The sequence below is a fragment of the Acidovorax sp. genome (genome assembly GCF_047607405.1).
Lineage (GTDB): Bacteria > Pseudomonadota > Gammaproteobacteria > Burkholderiales > Burkholderiaceae_C > Acidovorax.
The window spans coordinates 1-16207 of sequence record NZ_JASGDA010000113.1 but is presented as its reverse complement, the minus strand read 5'-3'; the positions used below and the strand labels follow the sequence as shown (position 1 = coordinate 16207).

Annotated in this window: 13 protein-coding genes; 5 read left to right on the top strand and 8 right to left on the bottom strand. The window is 63.9% G+C overall.

Translation table 11 applies throughout. From position 1 onward, the window contains the following. Positions 1–2380: DUF3418 domain-containing protein (locus QM569_RS13865; protein ID WP_414987820.1), on the top strand; the 2380-nt coding region annotated here is incomplete at its 5' end. A gap of 25 nt (positions 2381–2405) precedes the next feature. On the opposite strand, the gene QM569_RS13860 is transcribed toward QM569_RS13865, so the two are convergent. The 3 genes from QM569_RS13860 to QM569_RS13850 are packed head-to-tail and all read right to left on the bottom strand — an operon-like array spanning position 2406 to position 5163. Continuing rightward, on the bottom strand, positions 2406–3902 hold the full coding sequence (locus QM569_RS13860; RefSeq protein WP_414987819.1) for a type I restriction-modification system subunit M: 1497 nt from the start codon (positions 3900–3902) through the stop codon (positions 2406–2408). After that, positions 3899–4612, bottom strand: coding sequence for a hypothetical protein (locus QM569_RS13855; protein ID WP_414987818.1), 714 nt, complete (start codon positions 4610–4612; stop codon positions 3899–3901). Before QM569_RS13855 ends, QM569_RS13860 begins: the two co-directional genes overlap by 4 nt. Further along, positions 4609–5163 carry a hypothetical protein gene (locus tag QM569_RS13850; RefSeq protein WP_414987817.1) on the bottom strand — a complete coding sequence of 185 codons (555 nt, stop codon included), beginning with the start codon at positions 5161–5163 and terminating at the stop codon, positions 4609–4611. Before QM569_RS13850 ends, QM569_RS13855 begins: the two co-directional genes overlap by 4 nt. A 61-nt stretch (positions 5164–5224) precedes the next feature. Between QM569_RS13850 and QM569_RS13845 the strand changes: the two genes are divergently transcribed. Further along, positions 5225–6190: a restriction endonuclease subunit S gene (locus tag QM569_RS13845; RefSeq protein WP_414987816.1), complete on the top strand. Its 966-nt coding sequence runs from the start codon at positions 5225–5227 to the stop codon at positions 6188–6190. 79 nt (positions 6191–6269) lie between these two features. Here QM569_RS13845 and QM569_RS13840 read toward each other — a convergent pair whose 3' ends face one another. Together QM569_RS13840 and QM569_RS13835 are read right to left on the bottom strand one after the other, a co-directional pair. Next, a complete protein-coding gene (locus QM569_RS13840) occupies positions 6270–7535 on the bottom strand; it encodes a hypothetical protein (RefSeq protein ID WP_414987815.1) in 1266 nt (421 codons plus the stop codon). A gap of 44 nt (positions 7536–7579) precedes the next feature. Then, positions 7580–10354 carry a type I restriction-modification enzyme R subunit C-terminal domain-containing protein gene (locus QM569_RS13835; protein WP_414987814.1) on the bottom strand — a complete coding sequence of 925 codons (2775 nt, stop codon included), beginning with the start codon at positions 10352–10354 and terminating at the stop codon, positions 7580–7582. 143 nt (positions 10355–10497) lie between these two features. Here QM569_RS13835 and QM569_RS13830 point away from each other — a divergent pair, with 143 nt between their 5' ends. Continuing rightward, complete coding sequence (locus QM569_RS13830) at positions 10498–12189, top strand: long-chain fatty acid--CoA ligase (protein ID WP_414987813.1); 1692 nt, start codon at positions 10498–10500, stop codon at positions 12187–12189. Here the strand turns inward: QM569_RS13830 and QM569_RS13825 are convergent. Further along, complete coding sequence (locus tag QM569_RS13825) at positions 12186–12548, bottom strand: PilZ domain-containing protein (RefSeq protein WP_414987812.1); 363 nt, start codon at positions 12546–12548, stop codon at positions 12186–12188. The genes QM569_RS13830 and QM569_RS13825 overlap by 4 nt on opposite strands. Positions 12549–12603: 55 nt before the next feature. Between QM569_RS13825 and QM569_RS13820 the strand changes: the two genes are divergently transcribed. After that, entirely contained in the window at positions 12604–13389 is a 786-nt protein-coding gene (locus QM569_RS13820) for a 2OG-Fe dioxygenase family protein (protein ID WP_414987811.1), read from the top strand. 59 nt (positions 13390–13448) lie between these two features. Further along, a complete protein-coding gene (locus QM569_RS13815; RefSeq protein ID WP_414987810.1) occupies positions 13449–13886 on the top strand; it encodes a universal stress protein in 438 nt (145 codons plus the stop codon). A 59-nt stretch (positions 13887–13945) separates the two neighbouring features. Here the strand turns inward: QM569_RS13815 and bktB are convergent, their stop codons facing one another. Beyond that, positions 13946–15130, bottom strand: coding sequence for a beta-ketothiolase BktB (gene bktB, locus QM569_RS13810; protein WP_414987809.1), 1185 nt, complete (start codon positions 15128–15130; stop codon positions 13946–13948). Between the two features lie 91 nt (positions 15131–15221). After that, positions 15222–15995, bottom strand: a complete 774-nt coding sequence (locus QM569_RS13805; RefSeq protein ID WP_414987808.1) for an SDR family NAD(P)-dependent oxidoreductase — start codon at positions 15993–15995, stop codon at positions 15222–15224. Positions 15996–16207 lie beyond the last annotated feature (212 nt).

The window sequence follows — 16207 nt, the reverse complement described above, 5'->3', positions numbered from 1 at the left end:
GTTGCCCTCACCCCAACCCTCTCCCAAAGGGAGAGGGGGCAATTCACTCCCTCTCCCGCTTGCGGGAGAGGGCGGGGGTGAGGGTGCGGCCCCCACCCACAAACTCAGCAACCGCCAGTACGAACAGCTCCTGCGCCAGAACTTCATCAGCATCCGGCGCCTGCGCGAGTGGCGCGACATCCATACGCAACTGCTCACCGTGGTGACGGAGCACGGCTGGCGCATCAACACCCAGCCCGCGAGCTACGAGCAGATTCACCTGTCCATGCTCTCCGGCCTGCTGGGCAACATCGGCTGCAAGAGCGACGAGGAAGACTGGTACCTGGGCGCGCGCGGCATCAAGTTCTACAAGCACCCCGGCGCGCACCTGAACAAGAAGCCGGGCCGCTGGATCGTGGCCGCAGAACTGGTGGAGACCACGCGCCTGTTTGGCCGGGGCATCGCCGCCATCGAGCCGCAGTGGCTGGAGCAGGTGGGCGGGCATTTGTTGAAGAAGCAGCTTCTCGACCCGCACTGGGAGAAAAAAGCCGCGCAGGTCACGGCGCTGGAGCGCGCCACGCTGTACGGCATCGTCATCTACAACAACCGGCGCGTGGATTTCGGCAAGGTGGACCCGCGAGGCGCGCGCGAGGTCTTTCTGCGCGAGGCGCTGGTGGGCGGCGAGTGGGATACGCGCCTGCCGTTCCTGGCCGCCAACCAGAAGCTCATCGCCAAGGTCGAAGAACTGGAGCACAAATCGCGCAGGCAAGACGTGCTGGTGGACGACGAACTCATCTATGCCTTCTACGACCAGCAGGTGCCGCAGGACGTGTGCAGCGGCACCACCTTCGAGCGCTGGTACAGCCAGGCCAGCCGCGCCAACCCCGACCTGCTCAAGCTCACCCGCGACGAACTCATGCGCCACGAGGCGGCGGGCATCACCAGCAGCGCGTTCCCGAAGGTGGTGCGCTTAGGGGGCGTGGACTGCGCCGCCGCCTACCTGCACGAACCCGGCGACCCGCGCGACGGCATCACCGTCACGGTGCCGCTGTTCGTGCTCAACCAGGTCAGCGAGGAGCGCTGCGAATGGCTGGTGCCCGGCATGCTGCAGCCCAAGATCCAGGCCCTGCTCAAGAGCCTGCCCCAGCGCCCGCGCAGCCGCTTCGTGCCGCTGCCCGAGTCGGCCGCGCGGCTGGCGGAGCTGCTCACCGCGCCCGAGCGCTTCGGCGTCGGCAGCCTGACGGATGCGCTGCTCAAGCAGGTGCGCGATGAGACCTCGCTGGACGTGAAGCGGGCGGACTTCAAGCTCGACATGCTCAGTGCCCATTTGTTCATGAACTTCCGCGTGGTGGACGAGCATGGCCGCCAGTTGGGCCAGGGCCGCAACCTGGGCGCGCTCAAGGCCGAATGGGGCGCCAAGGCGCGCGGGGCGTTCCAGGCGCTGGCAGGGCTCAAGCTGGGTGAAAAAAATGAAGAAAAACAGGCTCCAGTGCTTGATAGTCAAGCGCCATTAGCTATCAAAAAGGAAGCAAAAGCGCCTTCCGCGCCCAGCGGCCAGCGCTACACGGCCTGGACGTTCGGCGAACTGCCCGAGCTGATGGAAATCCGAAAGGGCGGCCAGACGCTGATGGGCTTCCCCGCGCTGATCGACGGCGGCGACGCCGTCACCATCGAGGTCTTCGACGAGCCCGAGGTAGCGGCCGCCAAGCACCGCGCGGGCCTGCGCCGCCTGTTCGCGCTGCAAATCAAGGACGCGCTCAAGTACCTGGAAAAGAACATCCCCGACCTGCAGAAGATGGCCGTCGCCTACATGCCCCTGGGCACACAGGAAGAACTGCGCACGCAGATCATCGACGTGGCGCTGGAACGCGCCTTCCTGCAGGGCCCGCTGCCCACCGACGAAGCCGCTTTCAAGCGCCGCGTGGAAGAGGGCCGGGGCCGCCTCACGCTGATCACCAACGAGGTAGCGCGCCTGGCCGCCACCATCCTGGCCGAATACGCCGTGGCCGCCCGCAAGATCAAGGACACCAAGAACGCGCCCGATGCGACGCAGGATGCGCAGCAGCAATTGCAGCGCCTGGTGCCCAAGCAGTTCATCGCCGCCGCGCCCTGGGCGCAACTGGCGCACTTCCCGCGCTACCTCAAGGCCATCACCCTGCGGCTGGACAAAGTCCGCGCCGACCCCGCCCGCGACGCCGCCCGCCTGGCCGAGCTGCGCCCGCAGGAGCAGCGCTACTGGCGCCTGGTCGCAGAGCGCAAGGGCGCGGTCGATGCGCGCATGCAGGAGCTGCGCTGGCTGCTGGAAGAACTGCGCGTGAGCTTTTTCGCGCAGGAGCTGCGCACGCCGCAGCCGGTGAGCGTGAAGCGGCTGGACAAGCTGTGGGCGCAGATTCAGAGCTGAACGAATCCACGCGGCTCATCCGGGCTCACTCCTCCACCACTTCCCCCAGGTCGTCCGCAATCAGCCTGAACTGCGCCAGCGCGGCTTGCAGGTCTTCCACGATCTCCAGCGCAATCACGCCGGGCGCGGGCAGGTTGTCGCTGTCGGCCAGTGATTCGTCCTTGAGCCAGAAGATATCGAGGCTGGTCTTGTCCCGCGCCACCAACTCATCGTAGCTGTACGCTCGCCAGCGGCCATCAGGTGTTTCCGGCGACCAGGTGGCCTGGCGCTGCTGGCGGCTATCAGCCCGATACAGTGCCACAAACTCGTCCAGGTCTGCGCGGGTCAGCGGGTTGGTCTTGAGCGTGAAGTGCTTGTTGGTGCGCAGGTCGTAAATCCACAACTGCTTTGTCCACGGCGTTTCGCTGGCAGGTTTCTTTTCAAAAAACAGCACATTGGCCTTCACGCCCTGCGCATAAAACAAGCCTGTGGGCAGGCGCAGCAGCGTGTGCACATCGCACTCGTGCAGCAGCTTTTTGCGAATGGTCTCGCCCGCGCCGCCTTCAAACAGCACGTTGTCTGGCAGCACCACCGCCGCGCGGCCATGGGTGGTAAGCAGCGTCTTGATGTGCTGCACAAAGTTGAGCTGCTTGTTGCTGGTGGTGGCCCAGAAGTCGTCGCGCTCGATGGTGTCCTTCTCGGTGCTGGTGCGGCCGTCTTCGCCCACGATGACGGTGCTGCTCTTCTTGCCAAACGGCGGGTTGGCCAGCACCACCTCGTAGCGCTCGCCGGGGTCTGCGGCCAGCGCATCGCCCACCACCACGGGCACCGATTTTTCAGAACCAATGCCGTGCAGCAGCATGTTCATGGCGCACACCCGCGCCGTGGCCTGCACCAACTCGTAGCCGGTAAACGCCTTCTCCTTCAGGTGCTTGAGCTGGTCGCGTGTCAGGCTCTTGTGGTGCCCGGTGATGTAGTTGTGCGCCGTGAACAAAAAGCCGCCGGTGCCACAAGCCGGGTCGCAAATGCGCTCTGCCGGTTGGGGCGCAATGCACTCCACCATCGCCTGGATCAGCGCCCGTGGCGTGAAGTACTGGCCCGCGCCGCTTTTGGTGTCTTGCGCATTGCGCTCCAGCAGGCCCTCGTAGGCGTCGCCCTTCACGTCCGCGCCCAGCACCGTCCAGGTCTCGGCGCCGATCAAATCGACGATGACGCGGCGCAGCTTCGCCGGGTCTTGAAACTTGTTTTGCGCCTTGCCGAAGATCAGGCCCAGCGTGCCCTTCTCTTGCCCCAGCTTTTCCAGTGCATGGCGGTAGTGGTCAAACAACGCATCGCCGTCCCTGGCCAGGAGCGAGGCCCAGGCGTACTGGGCAGGCACGATGCTCGGCTGGTTGTAGGGCGGCTGCGAGCGCTCGTCCGCCATTTTCAGGAACAGCAGGTACGTGAGCTGCTCCACATAGTCGCCATAGCTCATGCCGTCGTCGCGCAGCACGTTGCAGTAGTTCCAGAGTTTCTGGACGAGGGAATGGGTGGTGGTGTTCATGGTTTCAGGTTTGCAAGCGCGCGCAGCGCATCACGCAGTTTGGGCAATCGGCCTTGGCTGGAGGCATCGCCTGGCAAATGCCCTGCCAATGTGGTGTTGAAGTCCGCATCGGCCAGCAAGCGACCGAAAGCCTGTGCCAAATATCCACGCAGCTCTGACGGGGCCGCAGCGCACTCGGCCAACAGCTCCGGGCGCCTATCCACGACCGTGATGATGTCTTCCAGATCGTGGCTTCCAAGATAGTCCGGTTGTCCGTCCGCACTGTGGCCACGGTCGTTGAATGCTTCGAGTTTGGTGGCAACAAATACCGGCGCGTTGATGAGACGAATGCGCAGGTTGGCATCCAATACCACGGTCGTTGCCGTTTCTGCGGCCAGTGGGTACCAGCGATTGGCAAAACCCAATATGTCTTGCACCGTGGGCATCAGATCGACCGTCACCGGGCCATACACCCATCGGCAGATCGGTGCTCCTGGCCGCATGTCATTGCTGAACCCCCTGGCTCGCACTTTGTGTTCTATGGTGTGGAAATCGCTGGTGGTGAGCGCTTGGGCAATGATGTCCACGTCCTCTGTGACGCGGATGGGATCGGGGCGCGCCTGCGTGAGCAGCAGGCCAGTCGCGCAGCCCCCTACAAACACCACCTCGTCGCACACCGGGCCTAATGCTTTGGCCACCAACTCCAGAATGGCCAGGTTGGGATTTTTCATTTCAACCGATCCTCCAGCATGCTCCGCACCATCTCACGCTCGCGTGCCTGACCGATGCGCAACGCGTCAAACAGTGCCAGCAATTCGTAAAACTGCGTGTCATTCAGCGCTGCCAGCGGCAGCTTTGGGTAAAGCGGCAGAAGGGTTGTGCCGCGCGTACTGCCATCGGGATGCGGCCACACCGGCGGCAGCTCTTCGGCAAACAGTACCTTGGATTTGAGCGGCTCCACGCCATGCGCAGTCGGAAAGCCGACCGTCACCTCCCCACGCACTGGCGGAAAGAAGTACACCGCGCCTTGCAGCACCAAGGGTCTGAACGCAGGCATCACCAAGCTGGGGATGCCGCCCACTTCGGTCAACAGGCGCGCTGCCGACAAGCGGGCAATGCAGGCATGCGCCTCAAACGGCGAAAGATGCAGCGCGTGCGCCAGCGCTGCATAGGGCAATCGTTGCCCTTTCAAGCAAACCAGCTTGAAGGCCACCGCCAAGTCTTGCGGCTTCAGCGTCCACTGTGCGTGACTCAGCCGCGATTTGATTCCAGAACTGCTCACACTAGCTCCATACGCAATATGCATATGGAATATGCCATGAATTCAAGGACAGTTCAACACTATGTCCGCATTCATATGCAGTATGCATGCAGCATCTGTGAAGCGTTCTGCGAACTGGCAAAACAGTTCTCCCGCCCCGACGAAGCCGTCGCCAACCTCCAGCGTTGTCAGAGCCAACCTCAAACGCTACAAAGCCTCCGTCCTCAAAGTCGCCGTCGAAGGCCCCCTCGTAGTTCCCGAAGCTACCCTGGCCCGCCGAGAAGGCCGCAGCTACGAAACCGGCAAACAGCTTTTGCAGCGGGTTCTTGGGGATAAGAGAGTGGGTTGGGATGGTCGAGGAGGTTTTAAGCTGCCGGTCGCTCCAGAGACGGCTGAACTACCAGACGTGCCGGAAGGGTGGACGTGGGCTTCTGTAGATCAGCTTGCGGCTCCCGGAAGCCGTTCAATCACTGATGGGCCTTTTGGTTCAAACTTGAAGTCAGCGCATTACGTGGAAGACGGCCCAAGGGTAATTCGTCTCCAAAACATCAAGGATGGCGAATTTGAGGATGCTTATGCCCACATAACCCAGGAACATTTTGAAAGTCTTCGTAAGCATGAAATCTTTCCTGGTGATCTCGTGATTGCATCTTTGGGAGAAAATCCACCGCGCGCCTGCATAATTCCGGCTGGCGTTGGTTCGGCTATCGTCAAGGCAGATTGCATACGCTTCAAACCACATCCGTCTTTGATGCTGGGATTTTTGAATGTAGCACTAAATTGCCAGCCTACAAGGTCGCGGGTTAAAGATGCTTTACACGGCATTGGCCGCCCCCGCTTATCTTTAAGCGAGATTCGCGCAATCGCCTTGCCAATACCTCCAGCAGCCGAGCAAGTCCGAATTGTCGCGGAAGTTGACCGACTCCTGTCCATTGTCCGCGAAGTTGAAAATGAGGTTGACGCCAACTTGCAGCATGCACAGGCGCTGTGGCAGTCGGTTTTACAGAGGTTTTTCTCTGGTGAACTACACTCAACAATCTACGGCTGAAATCGGCAAGTTCTGGCAGGATTGATGCAGATGCTCGGTTTCGCATTAGCAGCTTGATTCGCCAAAGAAAGGGGGCAGTCTAAATATCACCAACGGAGAATGCTCTCTGCAGGATCGACTGCCGTAGCGCCTGCGCGCGCTGGAGATTGGTATCAACCTCGGATTCGACTTCGCGGACGATGGACAGGAGTCGGTCAACTTCCGCGACGATTCGGGTTTGTTCTACGAGAGGTGGCAAAGGCATACGAATCTGACGGATTCGCTCTTGCCCGATGTTTCGCATGGACTCTTGGTTGCCGGTCGCCAGGCGTTCAATTTCATTTCGCCCAAATTTGCAACGCAAGCAAACCAGCAACCACTCGGGCAACACTTGTGGGAAAATTTCAAAGCGCAAGGTTTTATCACTGAGCATAAGCTGCTTCGTAGTCTTACCCACAATCACGCAAGCGCCCACAAATTCAATGGTGTTTGCTCTAGAGAACAGAAAATCGCCGTTCCGAACTAAAAACTTTTTTTCTACGCGGCTCGCGTCTTTGCAAGTCTTGCTTTCAGCTTCATCGTAAGTCCCCCAAGTCAAGGCACTCACTTTTAAAACACCGATTTCATCTCCGAGTGGAGGGCGCTCTTCACATTTAAAGCTTGCGCCTGCATCAATGCCATTAAGCGCTGCGTCACAGGTAGTCCAAACCCAGCCGTCTGGGCATTCTGGCAAGCCATGGTGGTCGGCCTGATTTACAGCGACACGCTTACCCTTCGTCATTACATTCCGCACGTCAAGCATCCGCTGCAAAAGCTGTTTGCCGGTTTCGTAGCTGCGGCCTTCTCGGCGGGCCAGGGTAGCTTCGGGAACTACGAGGCGGCCTTCGACGGCGGCTTTGAGGACGGAGGCTTTGTAGCGTTTGAGGTTGGCTTTGACGCGCTGGAGGCTGGCGACGGCTTCATCGAGGCGGGAGAACTGTTTTTCGAGTTCGGCGACGATTTCGAGTTGTTCCGCAGGCGGGTGAACTGCTACTTCAATAGCGTTGTAATCATCACGGCTCAATCCAGGGATCGCGGTGGACTTGTCCAACCTAACTAGGTTGAGCGATGTAAGCAAATAGCGGTAGTAAGTTGCTGAGTGTCCGGCGGGTGGCTCAACGTAGTAGGCCGTATCAATGGGCCAGCACGGAACAGCAGAGAAATGGACTGCGCCGACATTTCCTTTTCGGCCAACAACGATCGTTGGGCCGCTGGTCAATGCGGTGGAGTGCTGACCCACCACGCCGCTTGAGCCGAAAACGGGAACGGAGCCAATCGCATCCCGTGCGGCGGCAGGCAAGCTCTTCCCGTACTTCAGTGGCAGCAATTCTCCGAGTGTTCCGCGAAGGCAATCTTCAGTACGCGCTTGACTCACGCCGCCAGCTCCCGATTCAGTTCCTCAATCACCTTGGGCAGTTCCGCGCCAAAGAGCTGATGCACCTTGCCCAGCCCGCCCTGACTGTTGAAGGGCGCGTATTCAAAGTCATCTATCTCTATGCCAAGGTTAGCGGCGATGTGGTCGCGGATCATTTCCAGCCAGTGTTGTTGTTCGGGGTTGAATGCGTTGCCGTGCTGCGCCAGCCACGCCTTGAAGTTGGCCTGCACGCGCTCGGGGTAGGGCACCAGCTCATTGGTTTGCTGCATGGCATAGCGCACCAGGCTGACTAGGTCCGTCAGCAGGCGGCGCTGCGTGGCACCTTTCACTGCGCCTTTGCGCAGGGTGGCGTAAGCCTGCCACAAGGCACCTTCGTCGATGTTGAGCGGCGGGGCGTGCAGGGCGTCGGCCAAGGCTTTCACGTCTTCAAACTTGAGCGGTGCGCGCGTGGGGCGGCTGTACAGGATTTGCAGGGCGGTGATTTCGTCTTTGTGCTGCTGGATGAAGTCTTCAAAGCTCTGCACCAAGGCGGTGGCCCGGTCGCTGCCTTCGCTGAAACCGGCATGCAGCAGGGTGTCTTGCGTGACCGTGTCGATCACCAAGTCTGCCTTTTGCTTCATTTTTAGTAGCTGCTCGCGCAATACTGGTGAGGAGAATGGCCTTGTGGCGTCTCTTAAACGTTGCTCTGCCTCGGCGGGCGGCATGTCTTGGGTGGCGTCGATGCTGAGGGCGTCCACAATGCCGCGCGCCAGGTCGCGCAGGGTTTTGCCGCCGCTCAGTTCCACCACCTTGGCGCGGTCGGCGTCGCTGGCGTCTTTGTCCAGCCGGGCCAGGCGGGCGGCGATGCTGTTCAGCACCTCGTCTTCCACGTTGCCCAGGCTTACGGCTTGGAGCAGTTTGTCCAGGGGCACGCTCTTTTTGGCGTCCATGGGGCGGCTGTCGGTTTTGTCGCGCTCGCACACGCCCACGGCATCGACGATGACGAAGTGGTCTTTTTTTACCCCCTCGCCGGGGTTGACGGCGGCCAGGTCGGTGGGGTTGCATACCCGCACGCCACGGCCTTTCATCTGCTCGAAGAAGCTGCGGCTTTTCACGCTGCGCATGAAGACGACGATTTCCACGGGCTTGATGTCGGTGCCGGTGGCGATCATGTCTACGGTGACGGCCACGCGGGGGTAGTAGCTGGAGCGGAAGTCTTTGATGAGCTGCTCGGGGCTGGTGCCGCCGCCCTGGGCGCTGCGGTAGGTGATCTTTTGCGCAAACTCGTTGCCCCGGCCAAATTCTTCGCGCAGGGTTTCCACGATCTTCTCGGCGTGGTTGTCGTCTTTGGCAAAGATGAGGGTTTTGGGCAGTTCTTGCCGCTGGGGGAACATGTCGGGCTGCCAGCGGTCGCGCAGCGTGCGGACCACGGTGCGGATCTGGTCGGGCGTCTGCACGGCGCGGTCCAGCTCTTCGGACTGGTATTCAAAGTCGTCGTCCAACTGCCAGGCGGTCTTGCGGCGCGTGGCTTTGTCTTGCGTTTCGAGCCAGTAGCCTTTGTCCACCTTGGCACCGCTTGTCCCCACTTCGGTTTGGATGCGGTACACGTCGTAGTTCACGTTCACGCCGTCGGCCACGGCTTGGGCGTGGCCGTATTCCATGACCAGGTTCTGGTTGAAGAAGCCAAAGGTTTGCTTGTTGGGCGTGGCGGTCAGGCCGATCAGGTAAGCGTCAAAGTATTCCAGCACCTGCCGCCACAGGTTGTAGATACTGCGGTGGGCTTCGTCCGTCACCACGATGTCAAAGGTTTCGATGGGGATGGCGGGGTTGTAGCCAATGGGTTCGGGGTCTTTGAACAGGGCCTCGACGCGTTCGGTGCTTTCTTCGTCGGCCTCGTCGGCCAGTTCGCGGCCCTTGAGCATGCTGAACATGCGCTGGATGGTGCAGATGACCACGCGGGCGCTGGCATCGATCTGGCTGTTCTGCAGGTGCTGGACGATGTATTCCTCGCCAAACTTGTAGTTGTTGTAGGGGCTGGCGTAGGCGTCGAACTCCTTTTTGGTCTGGCGGGCCAGGTTGCCCCGGTCCACCAAAAACAGCACGCGGCGCGCGCCGCCAAACTTGATGAGGCGGTAGATGAAGCCGATGCTGGTAAACGTCTTGCCGCTGCCGGTGGCCATCTGGATGAGGGCCTTGGGCTTGTTGGCGGCGATGGATTTCTCCAGGTTGGCGATGGCGCCGATCTGCGCGGGCCACAACTGGTAATGCGCGCCGCCGCTGCCCCATTCGGTAACGAGCTTGGGCATGTTGCGCATGCGGGCCAGGAAGGTGCCGGGGGCTTCGCTGACGCCGCTGCCATTGCTGGCTGGTGGCAGCAGGGCCAGCCACTGCACCAGCAACTCGGGGCGGAAGAAGGCGAACACGCTGCGGGCGCGCGGCTCGGGGTCCAACCTGTTGGTAAAGTGGGTTCCCACCCCGGTGCTTTCCCACACAAAGGGCAGGGGGCGGCTCCAGGCGGGCAGGGTGGTGGGCAGGCCCTGGGCGTAGCGGCTGCTTTGCAGCTCTACGCCGGTCAGGGTGGCGCATTCTTTCTTGGCTTCGATCACGCCGCAGGCTTTGCCGTTGATGTAGAGCAGGTAGTCGGCAAAGCCAAAGCCGGGGTTCAAGGGGAATTCTCGAATCGCCACGCCGACGGCTGCGTGGATGTTGGCATCCGCAACGCTGCACACGTGCCAGCCTGCTGCCATCAGCAGTGCATCAATGGTGACTCTGGCCGTGGCCTCTGGCGTCATGCGTGTTCCTCTCTGCGGGGCATTCTAGGGGGCAGATACATCTGCTTAATCGAGGTCACTTTTGCGACGCAGACCCGGGCCATTCCCATTGCCCACTGCCCTGCGGGGCATCTAGGCTTGGGGGCAAGGAAACTGTCTTCCCAATGCCCATGCGCCCCCACCACAAGTTCTGGCCCCGCCGCCTGCCCCATGCCATCACCGTGCCCGCCACCTCGCTGTGGGACAACCTGGCCACCAACGCCCGCCGCTACCCGGACAAGGCCGCGCTGGTCTTCTTCGGCGGCACGCTGAGCTACCGCCAGCTTGCCGACGGGGCCGAGCGGCTGGCCGCAAAACTGCATGCACTGGGTGTGCAAAAGGGCGACCGCGTGGTGCTGCTCATGCAGAACTGCCCGCAACTGGTGCTGGCGCACTTCGCCATCCTGCGCGCCAATGCGGTGGTGGTGCCGGTCAACCCCATGAACCGGGCCGAGGAGCTGAAGCACTACATCACCGACCCCGACACCAAGGTGGCGATCACCACCGCCGACCTGGCTGCGGAGCTGGCCAAGGCCAGCAACGCGCTGGCGCCCGGCGAGCGCCTTGCCCACATGGTGGTCACGCAGTTCACCGACGCCTTCGACGCCAGCGTGACCGGCCCCGACGCGCCGCCCGACACCTGGCGCGACTGGCTCTGCACCCGCCACCCGCTGCCCGCGCTGGACGGCGGCCAGGTGCATGCCTGGACGGACGCCCTGGCCTGTGCCGACGCGCCCCCGCCGCTCACCGCAGGCCCTGCCGACTTGGCGCTGCTGCCCTACACCAGCGGCACCACCGGGCTGCCCAAGGGCTGCATGCACCCGCACAAAAGCATCATGCACAACGCCGTGGCGACCACTCTGTGGAGCAGTTTCTCGGCAGACAACGTGACGCTGGCCGTGGTGCCCATGTTCCACATCACCGGCATGGTGAGTGTGCTGCACGCGGCCATCTACGGCGGGGCCACGCTGGTCGTCATGCCCCGGTGGGACCGGGAACTGGCCGGACGGCTCATCTCGCGCTGGCGCGTGACCAACTGGACGAACATCCCCACCATGGTCATCGACCTGCTGAGCAGCCCCAACTTCGCCAGCTTCGATCTGTCCAGCCTGGTCTATATCGGCGGCGGCGGCGCGGCCATGCCGCAGGCCGTGGCCCAGCGCCTGCTCGACCAATACGGCCTGCGCTACGCCGAAGGCTACGGCCTGACCGAGACGGCCGCGCCCTCGCACTCCAACCCGGTGGACGCGCCCAAGCAGCAGTGCCTGGGCATCCCCTTCATGAGCACCGACGCGCGCGTGATCGACCCCGACACGCTGCAGGAAGTACCCGTGGGCGAGCAGGGCGAGATCATCGTCCATGGCCCCGAGGTGTTCGACGGCTACTGGAAGCGGCCCGACGCCACCGCCGCCGCGTTCATCGAGTTGGACGGCAAGCGCTTCTTTCGCACGGGCGACCTGGGGCGCATGGACGAGGACGGCTACTTCTTCCTGACCGACCGGCTCAAGCGCATGATCAACGCCAGCGGCTTCAAGGTCTGGCCTGCCGAGGTCGAGGCGCTGATGTTCCGCCACCCGGCCATCCAAGAGGCGTGCATCATCTCCGCCAAGGACAGCTACCGGGGCGAGACGGTCAAGGCCGTGGTGGTGCTGCGCCCCACGCACCAGGACGTGGCCGAGCAGCAGATCATCGACTGGTGCCGCGAGAACATGGCCGTCTATAAGGTGCCGCGCATCGTGCAGTTCGTGAGCGCGCTGCCCAAGAGCGGCAGCGGCAAGGTGATGTGGCGCAGCTTGCAGGAAGCGGAAAACAACTAAGCCGCTACCAGTTCGCCCAGGTCCCGCTCCAGCAGGGCGGGGTCGCCGAGCTGCAGCTCGATCAGGCGGCGCAGGTGCGTCACGCTGTCCAGGTCGATCCCCCGGCACAGCAGGCCGGCATGGCGCCCCTGCAGGTGCGCGACCGCTGCGGACATGGCGATGTGGTTGCCCGTGTCCGCCAGGGGAATGGTCAACTGGCACAGCGCGCCGGGCTCCAGGCTGGCCTGGGCGGGCACCAGCAGCAGCGCGCCCTTGAGCGAGAGGTCCTGCACGTGGACGCTGTACGCGGCGCTTGCCGTGGTCAGCAGGGCTGGTGCATCGAAACCAACGCGGACGAAGTGGCGGCGTTCATGGGGCATCGCGGTCTCCTGGCGGGCAATGGCCCATGCTACTCCAGGCTATGCTCCGGCTCCTATGGTCCAAGTCAGCTTCTCCCCGCCGTTCGCGCCGCCCGCGCAAGCCGTCAGCCAGTTGCGCCAGAGCGGCTTCGCCGTACTGGCGCCCGCCGACGTGGCCCGCTGGATCGGCTGCGGCCTGGATGCGCTGATGGCGCTGAACGCCGACTGGGCGGCCTTGCCGCCGGACGACTTTCTGAAGGACGGTGGCCGCTACCGGCGCCGCCGCCACGCCTGCTTCGTGGTGCAGGGCGGGGACGTGCGGCAGGTGCCGCACCGCGCCCACTGGCAGCCCGTGGAATACAACGCCCTGCACGGCGGCATGGAGCGCTGGTTCGCGCCCATGGAGCCCGCCACCGTGACGCGGCCCGTCTGGCGGCAGTTGCTGGCGGCGCTGGCGGGCGTGTCCGACGCCGTGTTCGCCGGGGCCGCTGCGCCTGTGCCCTGGTTCGTGGAGGCGCACCAGTTCCGCATCGACACCACGGACGGCATCGGCCGCCCCACGCCCGAGGGCGCGCACCGCGACGGCGTGGACCTGGTCGCGGTGTTCCTGGTGGCGCGCGTGGGCATCAAGGGCGGCGAGACGCGCGTGTTCGAGGCGGCGGGCCCGCATGGCCAGCGCTTCACCCTGACCGAGCCGTGGTCGCTGCTGCTGCTGGACGACGCGCGCATGGTCCACGAGTCCACGCCCATACAGCCCCTGGCCGAGGGAGGGCACCGCGACACGCTGGTGGTGACCTGCCGACGCGGTAATTTCCAGGGTGCGGACAGGGTGGCGTTTGATGCGAATCAAGGCGCGCAGTAAGGTGTCGGTTCACACTGGACTCAAGCCAGTTCCCTCATCAGCTTTTCAGGAGAGGCACCATGTTCAAGCACATTCTGGTTCCCGTTGATGGCTCCGAAACCGCCATGCTGGCGGTTGCCAAGGCCGCCGCGCTGGCCAAGACCTTCGGCAGCGCCGTGACGGCGCTCCATGTGATCGACCCGTACCCCTTCACCGGCGTCGGCGCCGACTTCGCCTACGGCCAGGCCCAGTACATCAACGCAGCGACGGCAGAGGCCCATGCCGCGCTGGACGCCGCCCAGAAGGCCATGGCCGATGCGGGCGTGCAGGCCGCCACCGTGGTGGGCGAGGGCCACACCGTACACGACGGCATCCTGCGCGCTGTGGAGAGCACCGGCGCCGACCTCGTCGTCATGGGCTCGCACGGTCGCCGGGGGCTGGAGAAGCTGGTGCTGGGCAGCGTCACGCAGCGCGTGCTGGGCGCGGTGCATATCTCGGTGCTGGTCGTGCGCAGCTGATCTCTCTGCGCCAACCATTCATCCGATCTTCGTGCCTGAAGGCGCGACGCGGTCCTTCATCACATCCGCTCGAAGATCGCGGCGATGCCCTGGCCGCCGCCGATGCACATGGTCACCAGCGCATAGCGGCCCTGCACGCGCTGCAACTCGTGCAGCGCCTTCACGGTGATCAGCGCACCCGTGGCGCCGATGGGGTGGCCCAGCGAGATGCCCGAGCCGTTGGGGTTGACCTTGGCCGGGTCCAGGCCCAGGTCCTTGGTGACGGCGCAGGCTTGCGCGGCAAAGGCTTCGTTGGCCTCGATCACGTCGAGCTGATTCACCGTCAGGCCCGCCTTCTTCAGCGCCAGTTGCGTGGCGGGCACGGGGCCGATGCCCATGTATTTCGGGTCCACACCCGCGTGCGCGTAGGCCACCAGGCGGGCCAGCGGCTTGGCGCCGCGCGCCTTGGCGGCGACCGCGTCCATCAGCACCACGGCGGCGGCGGCGTCGTTGATGCCCGAGGCATTGCCCGCCGTCACCGTGCCGTTCTCCTTGGCGAACACGGGCTTGAGCTTGGCCAGGTCGTCCAGGGTGGCGCCCGCGCGGAAGTGCTCGTCGGTGGCGTACTGCACGTCGCCCTTCTTGCTCTTGAGCGTGACGGGCACGATCTGGTCCTTGAAGTAGCCCGCCGCCGTGGCGCGTTCGGCGCGGTTGTGGCTCTCCACGGCCAGCCTGTCCTGGTCCTCGCGGCTGATGCCCCACTTGGCGGCGATGTTCTCGGCCGTCACGCCCATGTGGATGTTGTGGAAGGGGTCGTGCAGCGCGCCGATCATCATGTCCACCATCTTGGTGTCGCCCATGCGCGCGCCCCAGCGCATGTTCAGGCTGGCAAAGGGCACGCGGCTCATCACCTCGGCGCCGCCGCCGATGGCCACCTCGGCATCGCCCAGCTGGATGGTCTGCGCCGCCGACACGATGGCCTGCAGGCCCGAGCCGCACAGGCGGTTGACGTTGAACGCGGGCGTGCCCTCGGCGCAGCCGCCGTGGATGGCTGCCACGCGCGACAGGTACATGTCCCGGGGCTCGGTGTTGACCACGTGGCCGAACACCACGTGGCCCACGTCCTTGCCTTCCACGCTGGCGCGGGCCAGCGACTCGCGCACCACGAGCGCGCCCAGCTCGGTGGGCGGCACGTCCTTCAGGCTGCCGCCAAAGGTGCCGATGGCGGTGCGCACTGCGCTGACGACGACGACTTCACGGGTCATGGTTTATCTCCTTGGGTTGGGTAAAGAATATGAATGAAATGTGCCGCTAGCGCTTATCTGGCAAGCGCAAGCAGCTATGAAAAAGTGAGTATCACGCATCCCGCACGTCGGCCACAGGATGGGCACCGAAGTCCGCGCGGTCCAGCCAGGCCAGCACGCGGGCGGCGGCATCCTGCGGCGACGCGAGCTGGCCGCCTGCCTTGAGGCGGGTGAAGTTCTGGAGGTCCGGAAAGTCCTCGGGCGCGGCGCCGCGCAGCTGCACCTGCATGTCGGTGTCGATCACGCCCGGCGCCAGCGAGCACACCTTGGCGCCATGGGGCTTGGCCGCCTCGTCCAGCGCCACGCAGCGCGTGAAGTGGTCCATGCCCGCCTTGGCCGCGCAGTAGGCGGCCTGCGACGCCATGGCGCGGCGGCCCAGGCCCGAGGAGATGTTGAGCACCTTGCGCGGCACGTCCCAAGCTTCCGTCGCGCCCAGGAATGCCGCCGTGAGCTGCATGGGCGCTTCCAGCCCCACGCGCAGGGCGTGGGCCAGGTCGTCGGCGTCGCTGGCCGACAGCGGCGCGATGCGCGGGATCACGCCCGCGTTGTTGATCAGCGCGGCGCTGGCGAACGTGGCGGGGCCTTGCGCGGCCAGCCAGTCCTGCAGCTTGTGCGCGGCCTGCGCGCCCTGCGCCAGGTCTTGCGGCCACTGGTGCAGCGCGGCGCTGCTGGCCTGGGCGATGGCATCGAGCTGCGGGTTGGCGCCGCGCGAGATGCAGACCAGCGTGTGACCCCGGCGCAGCAGCTGCTCGGCCATGGCCAGGCCCATGCCGCGCGACGCGCCGGTGAGGATGAAAAGGTGAGCGGATGGGGGGATTGCGGACATGCGGCCATCGTAACGCCAGGGCCGCGCAGGGGCTGTCGCGGGCGTGTGGGAAAATACTATGATTTCAATAGCTGCTTGTGCTTGATGGATAAGGGCGGTTTCAAGTCCAAGTGCAACAAATATTCAATGCACAGGGTCTGGCTGCTGGCTCAATCGAGCCAAGTGCTCGGCATAGACCTCAATGGGCTTGCGCCAGCCCAGGGTCATCCTGG